General features: G+C 53.3%; 12 protein-coding genes. 6 read left to right on the top strand and 6 right to left on the bottom strand.

Annotated elements, in window-relative coordinates; genetic code table 11:
• Nucleotide 1: 1 nt before the first annotated feature.
• The 3 genes from CKW20_RS02100 (at nucleotide 2) to CKW20_RS02090 (ending at nucleotide 4,194) form a co-directional block, all read left to right on the top strand.
• Nucleotides 2–2,788, top strand: a complete 2,787-nt coding sequence (locus tag CKW20_RS02100; protein ID WP_095051449.1) for a toprim domain-containing protein — start codon at nucleotides 2–4, stop codon at nucleotides 2,786–2,788.
• Nucleotides 2,767–3,066, top strand: coding sequence for a helix-turn-helix transcriptional regulator (locus CKW20_RS30085; protein ID WP_371857389.1), 300 nt, complete (start codon nucleotides 2,767–2,769; stop codon nucleotides 3,064–3,066). The genes CKW20_RS02100 and CKW20_RS30085 overlap by 22 nt, the downstream gene beginning before the upstream one ends.
• A 126-nt stretch (nucleotides 3,067–3,192) precedes the next feature.
• Nucleotides 3,193–4,194 carry a GTP pyrophosphokinase family protein gene (locus CKW20_RS02090; protein WP_095051448.1) on the top strand — a complete coding sequence of 334 codons (1,002 nt, stop codon included), beginning with the start codon at nucleotides 3,193–3,195 and terminating at the stop codon, nucleotides 4,192–4,194.
• A gap of 163 nt (nucleotides 4,195–4,357) precedes the next feature.
• Here the strand turns inward: CKW20_RS02090 and CKW20_RS02085 are convergent, their stop codons facing one another.
• Nucleotides 4,358–5,557, bottom strand: coding sequence for an integrase family protein (locus CKW20_RS02085; RefSeq protein ID WP_095051447.1), 1,200 nt, complete (start codon nucleotides 5,555–5,557; stop codon nucleotides 4,358–4,360).
• Between the two features lie 502 nt (nucleotides 5,558–6,059).
• On the opposite strand from CKW20_RS02085, the gene CKW20_RS02080 reads away from it, so the two are divergent.
• A complete protein-coding gene (locus tag CKW20_RS02080; protein ID WP_095051446.1) occupies nucleotides 6,060–6,620 on the top strand; it encodes a hypothetical protein in 561 nt (186 codons plus the stop codon).
• Between the two features lie 31 nt (nucleotides 6,621–6,651).
• Here CKW20_RS02080 and CKW20_RS02075 read toward each other — a convergent pair whose 3' ends face one another.
• The 5 genes from CKW20_RS02075 to CKW20_RS02055 are packed head-to-tail and all read right to left on the bottom strand — an operon-like array spanning nucleotide 6,652 to nucleotide 11,671.
• Complete coding sequence (locus tag CKW20_RS02075) at nucleotides 6,652–6,969, bottom strand: cytochrome C oxidase subunit IV family protein (RefSeq protein WP_030132679.1); 318 nt, start codon at nucleotides 6,967–6,969, stop codon at nucleotides 6,652–6,654.
• 13 nt (nucleotides 6,970–6,982) lie between these two features.
• Nucleotides 6,983–7,696, bottom strand: coding sequence for a heme-copper oxidase subunit III family protein (locus tag CKW20_RS02070; protein WP_095051445.1), 714 nt, complete (start codon nucleotides 7,694–7,696; stop codon nucleotides 6,983–6,985).
• 6 nt (nucleotides 7,697–7,702) lie between these two features.
• Nucleotides 7,703–8,395, bottom strand: coding sequence for a cytochrome c oxidase subunit 3 (locus tag CKW20_RS02065; RefSeq protein ID WP_095051444.1), 693 nt, complete (start codon nucleotides 8,393–8,395; stop codon nucleotides 7,703–7,705).
• Complete coding sequence (ctaD, locus tag CKW20_RS02060; RefSeq protein ID WP_095051443.1) at nucleotides 8,392–10,167, bottom strand: cytochrome c oxidase subunit I; 1,776 nt, start codon at nucleotides 10,165–10,167, stop codon at nucleotides 8,392–8,394. Before ctaD ends, CKW20_RS02065 begins: the two co-directional genes overlap by 4 nt.
• Before the next feature lie 49 nt (nucleotides 10,168–10,216).
• Entirely contained in the window at nucleotides 10,217–11,671 is a 1,455-nt protein-coding gene (locus CKW20_RS02055) for a cytochrome c oxidase subunit II (RefSeq protein WP_095051442.1), read from the bottom strand.
• Nucleotides 11,672–11,952: 281 nt separating this feature from the next.
• Here CKW20_RS02055 and CKW20_RS02050 point away from each other — a divergent pair, with 281 nt between their 5' ends.
• Nucleotides 11,953–12,291: a hypothetical protein gene (locus CKW20_RS02050; protein WP_095051441.1), complete on the top strand. Its 339-nt coding sequence runs from the start codon at nucleotides 11,953–11,955 to the stop codon at nucleotides 12,289–12,291.
• A gap of 280 nt (nucleotides 12,292–12,571) precedes the next feature.
• Nucleotides 12,572–12,751 (top strand): type II toxin-antitoxin system HicA family toxin, encoded by a 180-nt coding sequence (locus CKW20_RS02045; RefSeq protein ID WP_007984690.1) that lies wholly within the window; start codon nucleotides 12,572–12,574, stop codon nucleotides 12,749–12,751.
• Nucleotides 12,752–12,783 lie beyond the last annotated feature (32 nt).

The raw sequence follows: 12,783 nt of genomic DNA, 5'->3' as shown, positions 1-12,783 counted from the left end.
TATGAGAGACGATCTGCGTCACGACGTCCTACAGCGCATCGAGTCCGAATTCGGCCTTAAGCATCGTGCCCCCACCAACTACATGCGAGGTGGTACTTGCCCCAAGTGCAACAAAAAAGAGCTGTACACCCGTTTCGACAGTCCGTGGCAGCTCATTTGTGGACGGCAGGAAAAGTGCGGCCACACGGTTCATGTGAAAGAGATCTACGACGATCTGTTTGAGGACTGGAGCAAACGCGCGCCGGCAACCGATCAGCACCCCACTGCGACGGCACGTGCCTACCTAGAGTTTGCCCGCGGCTTCGATTTATCGCTGATCGGTGGTTGGTTCACACAGGAAACGTTTTACTCCAGCCATGACCAGGCTGGCAGCGCAACGGTGCGTTTCTCTCTGGAGAAGGGCGGGTATTGGGAACGCCTTATCGATCGACCTGCGCGCTTCGGCAAGATGAAAGCCCGCTTCAAACCAGGTGAAACCTACCGTGGTGTGTGGTGGTGCCCGCCATGTGTGGACCTGCTCGAGGTAAAAGAAATCTGGATTGTTGAAGGAATCTTTGACGCGATCGCACTTGTACATAACGGCCTTTCTGCCGTGTCGGCAATGTCCTCGAATGCCTTCCCTGAAGAATCGCTGAAGGCACTGCTCCGTGATCGCACCGACAAGTTGCCGAAGCTCGTATGGGCTCTAGATAACGAACCTGGTGCGCATGCCTACACCCGGCGTTGGGTTCGCCAGGCGCGTGAAATGGGGTTCGTTTGCGAGGCCGCACAGATTTCTCAGCGCGACGGACACAAGGTCGACTGGAACGATCTGCATCAGCGCTGGGCCTTCATCGACGGTGATGAAAAACGGGCTGCTCAGGTCGCTTCAGATGTTAAGCAGATCCGCCACCAGGGTGCGCTGCTGATCGCTGAAAGCGCCGCCGAGAAGGCATTGCTGATGTACGACTGGAACAAACGCGGTGAATTCCACCTGGGCTTCGGCAACCGTCTCTATTGGTTCAAGTTGGACATGGAGAAATACAACCGGGCCGTCCAGGACCTTGAGGATAGTGACAATCACGACGAGCAGCTGCTGAACCAAGCGCAAATGCGTGAAAAAGCACTGCAGCAATCCGGCAGCGTTGTGGAGATCGCCAACTGCTATCCGCAAGCCCTGTACTTTCAGCGGAATGAAGTCACCGATGAGTCCTGGTACTACCTGCGTGTGGACTTTCCCCATGACGCCGGCAGCGTCAAGAACACCTTCACCAGCGGTCAGCTCGCCGCCGCCAGCGAGTTCAAAAAACGACTGCTCGGAATGGCCGCCGGTGCCATGTACACCGGCAGCGGCCAACAACTGGACAAACTGATGAAAGACCAGCTCTACGGAATCAAAACCGTATCCACCATCGACTATGTCGGTTACAGCAAGGAATACGGCTGCTACATCTACGGGGACGTGGCCATCAAGGAAGGCAACGTTTATCCGGTAAACAGCGAAGATTATTTTGAGTTCGGGAAAATGCGTCTGAAAACGCTGCAGAAGGGCGTGCCGGTGAAGCTGCAGCGCGATGTAAAAGGTTACGACGAGGAATGGCTACGGTTGCTCTGGATCTGCTTTGGCACCCAAGGACTGGCTGCACTACTGTTCTTCTTTGGCTCGTTGTTTTGCGAGCAAATCCGCGCCCGTTTCCAGTCGTTCCCGTTCCTGGAAGCCACAGGCGAAGCCGGTGCCGGCAAGACCACACTGCTCAACTTGCTATGGAAGCTGCTCGGGCGTGAGGGTTACGAAGGATTCGATCCTATGAAGTCTACTAAGGCTGGTCGCTCGCGGTTGATGGGGCAGGTATCCGGAATGCCGGTCGTGTTCCTCGAGGCCGACCGCCATAGCGAAGATAAGGCGCACGCCAAAACCTTTGAATGGGATGAATTGAAAGACTTTTTCGGAGGCGGCACGCTGGCAACCAAAGGCGTGAAGACTGCCGGCAACGAGACCTATGAACCGCCGTTTCGCGGCACAATCGCTATCAGCCAGAACGCTGCAGTTGTTGCCCACGAAGCGATCATGACCCGCATCGTGAAGCTGCACTTCATCCGCCCTACTGTCACTCCGGAAAGCCGCGCTGCAGCTGACAAGCTAAATGCCCTGGATGGGACCACCTTGAGCCACTTCCTTCTGCAGGCTGTACGGAAAGAGTCGGAGGTGATGGATGTTTTCAGCAAGCGCTTCCCCGAACACGAAGCCAAACTGCGCCGGCTGCACACACATTGCTTCGCCTGTGACAATCAGTTCAGCAGTGAGGGTGCCTGCCGCAAGTGTGGAAACGGTTTGCGGGGTTATATCGGAGTCGAGCGGATCATCAAGAATCACGCTCAGCTGTTCGCCCTGCTGGATGCCATTCGCCTGGTCATCACTTTGACCGAAGTGCAGGTCAGCTCCACCCGCCGGCAGATCGTCGAAATGGCGCTCGAGCGGCAGAGCACGACTAACGCCGACCACAGCGCTGTTGCCGAGTTTTGGCAGGTTTATGACTACTTGGAATCGATCTACGACGAGCCCCTGGTCAACCACAGCAAGAACTCGGACGTTATCGCCATCAACCTCAACGAGTTTGCCGAGCGTGCGGCAGAGCACCGTCAGAAGCTCTCCGATGTCACTACGTTGAAAGACCTGCTCAAGGAATCCCGCAGCCATAAGTTCTTGGACTACAAGGCAGTCGACAGCGCCGTGCGGTCCGCGCAAGCCGCCAAGAACCCCATGATCACACGCTGCTCAACCGTCAAATGCTGGATTTTCAAGGCCTGACCAGGAGGCAGTTAAATGCAAGGTCAAATCATCGCAATGTTTCACTCGATCAGATTCAATTGGAGAAAAAGCCAGTGAGCAAGCTTGATCGATTTATGCGGGAAAAGGATGTAATCGCGGTTACTTCTCTTTCGCACTCCACCATCTGGCGCGCAATGAAGGATGGGCGATTCCCTCGTCCAGTGCTGATCTCGCCCGGTCGTGTCGGATGGAGAGAATCCGCGATTATTGCTTGGCAAGGAAACCCAGCAGAATGGAAAGTAAAATCTAATACGTAGTTTTCAGGCTGCACTAGCCTAATCCGCTAGTGCAGCCATAGACATCACTACTTTCGAACGTATACTATTCACCAACTTTATTTCCACCCAACATATTCTCATACACGCAAATAAGAGCCCTACATTATGGACAATGAGAGATTACGCATTCAATATCAAAACAATATAGGTCGAGCTGAACGCTTGCGCGATGTTGTAATCGTCCAACTACTAGAGCTATTCAACTTTAACAACATCACCCTAGGCGTACCAATTGAAAGCCGCATAAAAAATCTAGATTCAATATCTGAAAAAATAGAAAGGAAAGACATAGATCTAGAAAACTTACTGGAACTTCAAGACCTGATCGGAATCCGCAGCATTCTGCTATTTAAAAGAGACTTAATACAAGTAAGCACCTTAATTTCCGAGACTTTCGAGGTCGTATCATCAGAAGACACGAGCGATCGGTTAAGCGAGTCCGAATTTGGGTATCAATCACAACACTACATAGTTAAAATACCCAAAACATGGCTTTCACTTCCAAGCCTAGCAGGACTTGATGAGTTCTTTATTGAACTTCAGGTTAGAACTCTTGCTCAACATATCTGGGCAGCAGCCTCTCATAAATTGCAGTACAAGCAAGAGGCAGGAGTACCACCTCCTGTTCGCAGAGCGATAAACAGGGTTTCAGCCTTGTTAGAAACGGTGGACTTAGAGTTTGAGCGCGTTCTCAATGAGCGGGAAGAATATGTTGAGCACGCGCAAAAATCCGTTGAAGAAAATGAAACTCTCAACGTTGACAACTTAGCGAGAGTAATATCAGAAATTCTCCCAGCGCAAAACAAATCTGTGGACGAGTCATACGCCGGACTGCTCCAAGATTTACACGAACTCAATATTGTTACAACTCAAGACCTTAAAGACATTTTAACGTCACATCTAAGCGATGCGCTCAATAAAGACAAGGAGAAGGTGGCAGAGGTAGACGTGATTTCTCGAAGTATCCCCGGAACGGAGGCGTACGCGAGACTTGAGCGTGGGGTTTATTTCACTCATGTAGGCCTGGTGAGACAATGTCTGCGAACGCAATTTGGCTCAGAAGTCTTAGATCGAGTTATGAAAAAAAACAAGGAAAAACTAGGATAGATCCAATGCTAACTTCGCAACCATCAACCAACCCTGATGGTTGCGATACATTTAGCGCATCATACTCGGTGGCCGAATTACAGGCTACAGCATTGCCTCCGGCGCCAATTAGTCTCTAGTTGAACGCCTTAGCGATCGTTGAAAGAATGGAAGACAACCGATACTAATCAACTTGAACAATATTTTTCTGAAGCCACAATGACCAGCGCTGTAACCCTCGCTGTTTTTCTTTAAAATAGTCGTACCGATCATAGTGTTTCGACGACACATCGTTAAATGCGTGGCCCTGGATCCGATCCCGCAACTCCTTCTCTAGGCCCGCAACGCCCATTAACGTTTTACAGGTCCGCCGCAAATCCCGAAGGGTGAACGGCCCGTCGAACAGCTTTGTATGTCGGCTGTAAAGCTTCGTCACCGCCCTGGACAACGATTGTGTGTGCAGAGGCTTGTCTTCCATCTTCCCCATAAACCGATAGGCGCTCGTTTCGCTGACTTCATCCAGCATCTTCAGACTTTGCCGCATCAGTCTGTTGTAAGGCACCGAGTGCAAGATCCGCTCGCCGTCGACGCCCTTGAGGTTACGGATGACCAGGTGATCGTCGAAGTATTGTTTTCGCGTGGTGCCCAGCAATTGCTGCGGGCGCTGGCCACCTGACGCGATCAGGAACTTGATCAACTCAGATGTCACAAGCGAAAGCTGTTCGGGTAGCAAATTCCACAGGGATTTGAGTTCAGCAACGGACAAAGCTCGATTACCTGGTTGCTCCCAATCGGCCTGCACGGGAATGCTGGCCACCGGATTGCTCAGCAATCCGAACTGAACTTTGTTCTGCAGATAGTTGCGCGGGTTGTGCTCTTGCTCCAAGCCCAACTGAAACGCAGCGTGCAGTTGCGATCGCACGCGATTGCAGTAGGTGGTGATGCCGTTGTCGATCATCCTCGCAATCACAGTGCGGATCTCGACCGGTCCAATCATCGCGACCGGACGCTGGACCATTTGTGGAAAAGGCCGAGTCACATAGCGTTCAAACGAGCTTTTCACGTCCTCGACTGACGCTGCATTCTCTGCACGCAGCTTCGCGATGTAGTTGTCCAGGAGCTGCTGGAATGTGCCCGCCGAAATTATGAGTTCCTTCTCTTCACGGCAGCTATCCCTGGCCACGGTCAAGCTCAACGCCGGCCACGTACCCAGCTTTGTGAGTTTTTTCTTTCCGCCAACGAAGCGTTGAAAATAGAACTCCTTCGTCCCGTTCGGGCGGATCTTGAGTAGCAACACGCCCTCTCCCCTCGCACTACGCCCATCCGAAATGACGAATGGTTTTTCCCGAGGCTGCAGCGCCCGTATCTGCTTATCCGTGAGCATAGGTGTCTCGTCCTGGTAGTTGGTGACAGTTCGTGGTGACAGTTCGCTGGAACCACTGTGGTCCAAGCTGAACGAGCACTGAATGCCGCACCACGCTGAAAGGCACGATTCTACTGGGCTAAGGGGGGTTAATGATATTCCCCGGCAGATGATGGCATTGCGCCAATAATAGATTCCCAAGCTGATAACGAGGGTTCGATTCCCTTCACCCGCTCCAATCGAATTTTTATCTCACGTCAGTTTTTGACGGGGGATGCAGGAACAGAAAAAACCGGCCTCGATGGCCGGTTTTTTTGTGTCTGGAATTTAGGGGCTTGCACCAAGCCCTGCCGCCTCTCAGATCTTGACGTTGCCCGCCCTGCATATTAGCGAATGCTATACTTCCTACGAATTGCATGAAGTGTGCAACGTTCCCCACGGGCACAGAATACCGACTGCAAATCTCAGTTAACGGCTGCACGACAGAGGAGGTCTACAGCCAACACGAGATGGGAGGTGTGGCATGAATCGGCACTATTACATCAGTGACAATCTCGACGATCTCGAAGCCGTTGAAAATGAGCTGGAAGCCAACGGCATCAACACCGAACAAATTCATGTGCTCAGTGAACAAGTTGCTGATGTTGAAGAACATCACCTCCACGAGGTTAACTCGTTAATGAAACAGGATGTTGTTCACTCTGGCGAGATTGGTGCTGTGGTTGGTTTGCCACTTGCGGCGCTGGTCCTTGGCGGCGCCTATTGGATGGGCTGGACCGAATCCGCCGCAGGCTGGGTGCCTTTTATCTTCCTGGCCATTGTTATATTTGGCTTCTGCATCTGGGAAGGCGGCTTTTTTGGTATCCAGGTGCCGAATGCTCACTTCCGCAATTTTAAACAGATGGTAGAAGAGGGAAAACATATCTTCTTCGTGGATGTTGAACCGAATCAGGAACCGATATTGGACCGGGTAATCGAACATCATCCAACACTGACGATCGCCGGCACGGGAACGGCAGCCCCCCACTGGACAGTGGCCTGGCAGCACAAATGGCATCAATTCAAGCGAGTGATATCGGGTTAGCCCTGGAAACTCATGGCCATTCGGAAGCTGCTTATTGGCCGAAGGAAATGACCCGGCTGAGGAAAACATAGTCTGCCTCGGTGGCCATCAGTCCGACGAGAACCAGTAAACACAAAGGTGGCAACAATATGGCGTAGACCATGGTCAACCGTTCCCAGGCCATGTGCATGAAGATGGAGACAATCAAACCTGCCTTCAACAACATGAAAGTGATAATCAGGGACCACCGAAGATAGCCATGGAAATGGAAATAGTCGACAAGGTACGACAGCGTGCTGAGGACGAATAACAGCCCCCAAATCTTAAGGTACAAACTGATTGGATGTTGCTGACCCTGAGCATGTGCCATCACCCGTACTCCTCTACCATAAATAGAAGAAAGCAAAAATAAACACCCACACCAAATCCACGAAGTGCCAGTAGAGCCCGGCTATCTCGACGTTCTGATAGTTTCCGGAGCGCTCATAATCTCCCCGCATTACTTTCAGCGCCACAATGCTGAGGTAGAGGGCGCCGATTGACACATGCAGTCCGTGGAAACCGGTAATCATGAAAAAGCTCGCACCAAATTGAGCCGCTCCCATGGGGTTTCCCCAGGGACGCACCCCTTCTGCGATCAGCTTGCTCCATTCAAATGCCTGCATGCCGACGAAGGTCACCCCCAAGGCAGCGGTCGCCAGCATCAGGGCAGCAGTTTTCGCGCGATCATGGCGATAGGCGAAATTAACGGCCATGGCCATGGTGCCGCTGCTACTGATCAGCACAAAGGTCATGATGGCGATCAAAATAAGTGGGATTTCCTTACCGGCAATCGTCAATGCGAACACTTCACTGGGGTTCGGCCAGGCGGTGGTGATGGTCATGCGTACCGACATGTAGCCGGTTAAAAAACAGGTGAATATAAAAGTATCGCTGAGCAGGAATATCCACATCATCGCCTTGCCCCAAGGGACCTGCTTGAAGACCTCTCTATCCGAGGCCCAGTCGCTGGCGATGCCCTGCCATCCCGGTGCAGGCAGTGAGTCTGGTGGATTGGATGAACTGGATTCGCCTGGGGCAAGTGGGTGCGATGCCATGGCTTTTCACCTCAGGCCGCAGAATCTGGCGATGGCTTCATAGGTTTCCGGCGTGCTGGCAAGCAAAGCGAATAGCACGAACCAAAGACCCAGTAAGTAATGCCAATAGATGGCACAGAGCTCTACGCTGGCGCCAAGTTGCGCCAACGGCACGCGATGCAGGAATTTAGCGACGATTATCCCCCAGGCTATCAGCCCGCCCAGCAGGTGGAGCCCATGCAGGCCGGTCAACAGGTAGAAGAAACTGTTGGCCGGATTGCTGGCGACAAAGTAGCCCCAGGCGACAAACTGCTGCCAGACCCAGAGTTGCCCCGCCAGAAAGGCAATGGCAAAGACGCCCCCCAATGCAAAACCAATGACCGTTGCGCCCGGTCGAGCCTGTCGGGCAGCCATGCGCGACCACTGCAGGGCGATACAACTGAACACCAGAAAAGCCGAGTTCAGCCATAACTGCCAGAGATTGGCTAACGGCGCCCAGGGCTCTGTCAGGGGTAGCCAGTCAGCCATTTGTGAACGGGCGATGAAGGCGAACAGAAAGAGAAAGAATAACGAGCTCACCACCACCAGAAACAAGCGCAGGCCTACTTTTGCAATGTGGCTTCTATCGGCACCCTCGGCGGCCTGAATCCCTCCTGGATCATGATCCCAACTACCACCGGGGTCGGCGCCGTCGGCGTTTCTCAATAGCAGTCTGTTCATGTTTTAACGTCCGCTATTTTAATTCCGGCACTGAGTTCCCGCATTTGCTCCAACTCCTCAGCGGAGACCGTTTGCGGAACGAAATCCTGTTCTATCCCCGGCACACTGTAGTCATAGGCCCAGCGATGCACGACCGGCAACTTCTCACCCCAGTTCCCGTGTATCGGCGGCGTATTCGGCGTTTGCCATTCCAGACTTGCCGCACCCCAGGGATTGCTGCCTGCGGGCTTGCCCTTAAATGCACTCCAGGCCAGGTTGAACACGAACAGCAGCTGGGAAACGCCGACAGTCAACGCGACCACCGTAATGAAGGCATTCAACTCTTGCGCCGATTGCGGGATGAACGCGTAGTTTTCATAGGCGTAATAGCGGCGTGGCATACCCTGAAAACCCAGGTAGTGCATGGGGAAGAAAATGGCGTAGGTGCCCAGAAAGGTAATCCAGAAATGCAGCTTGCCCAGGGTGTCGTTCAACATGCGTCCGGTGACTTTCGGGTACCAATGATAAATGCCGCCGAACACCACCAGTACCGGTGCGACCCCCATGACCATATGAAAATGGGCCACGACGAAATAGGTGTCCGAGAGCGGTATATCCACGATCACATTGCCGAGAAACAACCCGGTCAGACCGCCGACCAGGAAGGTGACGATAAAGGCCAGGGCAAACAGCATCGGCACGGTCAGATGAATGTCGCCCCGCCACAGGGTCAGCACCCAGTTGTACACTTTCAGTGCGGTCGGCACTGCGATGATCAAGGTGGTGACGGCGAAGAAAAAGCCAAAGTACGGGTTCATTCCGCTGACATACATATGGTGCGCCCAGACCACGAAGCTGAGTACGCCAATCGCAATAATGGCCCACACCATCATTCGGTAGCCGAAGATATTTTTACGCGCATGCGTGCTGATCAAGTCGGAGACCAGACCAAACGCAGGGAGAGCAACGATGTAGACCTCCGGGTGGCCGAAGAACCAGAACAGGTGCTGGAATAAGATTGGGCTGCCACCCTGGTGATCGATCTGCTGCCCCAGCGAGATCATCGCCGGCATAAAGAAGCTGGTGCCCAACAGCTTGTCGAACAGCATCATGACCGCACTGACGAACAATGCCGGGAAAGCCAGCAAGGCCATGATCGAGGCCATGAAAATTCCCCATACGGAGAGCGGCATGCGAAACAATGTCATGCCGTGCGTGCGCGCCTGCAACACCGTGGTGACGTAGTTCAACCCGCCCATGGTGGCGGCGACAATAAAAATCGCCAGTGAGATGAGCATCAGGACGATGCCCCACTCGACCCCCGGTGTTCCCTGAGAAATGGACTGTGGCGGATAGAGCGTCCAGCCCGAACCGGTGGGGCCGCCAGGGACAAAGAAACTGGAGAGCAACACCACTACCGCCAGCAGGTAGAACCAGTAACTCAGCATGTTGACATAGGGGAAGACCATGTCGCGGGCCCCCACCATCAGCGGGATCAGATAATTGCCGAAGCCACCCAGAAACAAAGCCGTCAGCAAGTAAATGACCATGATCATGCCGTGCATGGTCATCGCCTGATAGTAAGCACTGGCGTCCATGAACTCCAAGCTGCCGGGGAAGCCTAGCTGTATGCGCATCAAGCCGGACAACACCACAGCGATAAGACCCACGAATATAGCCGTCACGGAATATTGAATGGCTATGACCTTGTGGTCCTGACTCCAGATATATTTGGTCAGGAAGCTTTTGGGTTCGTGCAGTGCTTCTGTTTCGGCTTGCTCCGCATAGGCCATCACGTCATCCTCCTGTCGAAGTTTCGGTGCATTCCTGGCTGCTTTACGGCTACTTCCCTGGCTCCGCCTTGCTCGCATCAGCGTCGGCATTCGCTTTGGATTTGATAAACGCGATCAGTGCGTTCAACTCCTCATCGCTCGGAGTAAAGGCCGGCATGACAGCTGCATAGCCTTTGACGATTTTGGCGCCGGGATTAAGAATCGAGTCCTTTATATAGCCCTCGTCGGCCTTGATACTCGTACCGTCGGCAAGGGTTACGGTCTCGCCATAGAGGCCCTGCCAGCTAGGGCCGACACCCTTGTTGCCATCGACACTGTGGCAGGCCAAACAGCCGAGCGCCTCGGCCAGCCGCTGTCCCTGCGTCGCCAAGTCGTCACCTCTATCCAACGCTTCGCTGGCAGAAGGTTCACCCAGTGATTTGATCAGGGCGACGACAGCACCCAGTTCATCTTCAGTGAGAGTATAGGCCACCATGACCGGTGGGTAGCCCTGTACCAGCCGGGCTTTCGGATCGAGGATCGACTCTTTCAGGTAGGCCTCATCGACCAATGCACTGGTGCCATCGGCAAACTGTTCGGTGCGGCCGTACAGCCCCTTCCATCCGGGGCCGAGACTGGTACTGCCATCCTGGCTATGGCAGGCACCGCAGCCGTATTGTTCGACCAACAAGCGACCTTTTTCCAGCACGCTGTCCCGACCGGGTTTGGCAGCTGTCGTTAATGTCTGCGCAAAAGTCGGCTGGCTGTTCAGCCATTGATCGAAGGCACCCTGCTCTTCCACGATCATCTGGCCGCGCATGTTGTAATGACCTACACCACAATATTCAGCGCAAAGGATTTCATATTTCCCGGTTTTGGTCGGTGTAAACCAAAAATACGACACCATCCCCGGCACCATGTCCATCTTGCTGCGAATTTGCGGTACATAGAAGTTATGCAGCACATCTTTGGAGCGCAGTAAAACTTTCACTGGCTGATCGAGCGGAAGGCGAACTTCGTTGTTTTTTATCAGTACATCGTCCTGCCCAACAGGATCCTTGGGATCGAGGCCGAGGGGATTGGCGGCATCGACAAACTTGATATCCGATTTACCCAGCTTCCCGTCCTGGCCGGGAAAACGAAAGGCCCACTGCCACTGCTGGGCGACCACTTCAAGCTCATAGGCATTTTTCGGTACCCGGATGAAATCGCTGTAAACAACCAGCCCCGGCGCCAACATCGCGGCAATACCTACCGACGTCACGATAATTAACCATGTTTCCAACTTTTTACTTTCTGGCTGATAGTGCGCCCTGGCGCCCTCCTTGTGACGATAACGCATCACGGCTACCGCCATGAATACCGTGATGGCGATGAAAAATATTCCGCTAATGATCAGGGTGATGAACAGGGTCGTATCGATTGACCCCCAGTTAGAAGCTGCCGGTGTCGCATGCCAAGGCGCTACCAGGTGGAACAGTACTGAGGCAATAACGATAAGTATCAAGATAATTGCTATTGCCATTTCCTCTTCATCCTATTCCTGTTGCTCGTTGGTTATGCAAAAAGCATCGCCACTGACGTCCAGGCAGGGCAGACAAGTACCGTCCATCCAGGCGGTAAAGTCAGTAAGAAGTATAGAGCCATCGGGTTGGACCGCGAGGTTGGCAAGCGAGCCTCGGCTGCCAGCTATACTCAGTTTCTGATGACGGACGGCAGAGATCGGCCAGAAGTGGCCCCAAAAGACGAGCCCTGCCTATGCGTAGGTAAGAGATGGCATTAACAGTCCACGACGGAGGTTTCGTCATGAGTAACCTGACGATCGAAGGCTGGTGCAAAGCCAGCGGCGACCAAAAGTCCACCCCGGTGGGTGAGATCAGCTTTGATGTCGATGGGCCCCTCCATCTGCGTTTGGAGGAGGCTGAAGAACGCCTGCAAAAGACCCATGAGCGTGAAGCCATGGTCGATGTCGATATGAGCACATTGGATTTGACCTTGCCAGAGGAATGCGCGCCCTTGTCCGACTGCCAAATGCGGGTCTACTTGCACCACGAGCGCGGTCAGTTCCATTTGGTCGGGCACCGAGCGAGCGATGGAAGCCTGGTCTATACAAACGCGGTGTTGATTGATCAGCTGCTGTCTTGAAGACTGCTGAGTAAAACCTGTCAGCGCTGGCAGTCATGCCTGCTCCTGCCTGGAAATGGCCGGTTCGTTTATGCCGGAAAGTTGAGCCCCTCGCTCTGCGAGCATTGCGGCAAGACCCTGCAATACAGAAAGCCGGCCTTCCCCAAACCATCGCCAAATGCCCCTCCTAGACTCATTCATGCCGCTAGCCCATCAGTGCTCAGGATGCATTGGTGGTTATAGTGTTGATTAGTAAATTTCAGTAGGTATAGTAACCACAAGCACACCACAGGGAGGTGATGTGAATAGCCGGTTTTTGATAAGCCAAATCGTTGCAGACGGCTGGTATCTGGTACGAATCAGGGGTAGCCATCATCACTTCAAGCATCCGACCAAGCCGGGACTGGTAACGGTTCCTCATCCGAAAAAGGATCTGCTCAAAAAAACGGCCATCAGTATTTTGCAACAGGCGCTGCTCTGACTAATCAATTCAATGGACAGCGCCTTCGGAGG

The organism is Pseudomonas sp. Irchel s3b2 (genome assembly GCF_900187445.1).
In the GTDB taxonomy this organism is placed as follows: domain Bacteria; phylum Pseudomonadota; class Gammaproteobacteria; order Pseudomonadales; family Pseudomonadaceae; genus Aquipseudomonas.
This window is presented reverse-complemented; position numbering and strand designations above follow the sequence as displayed.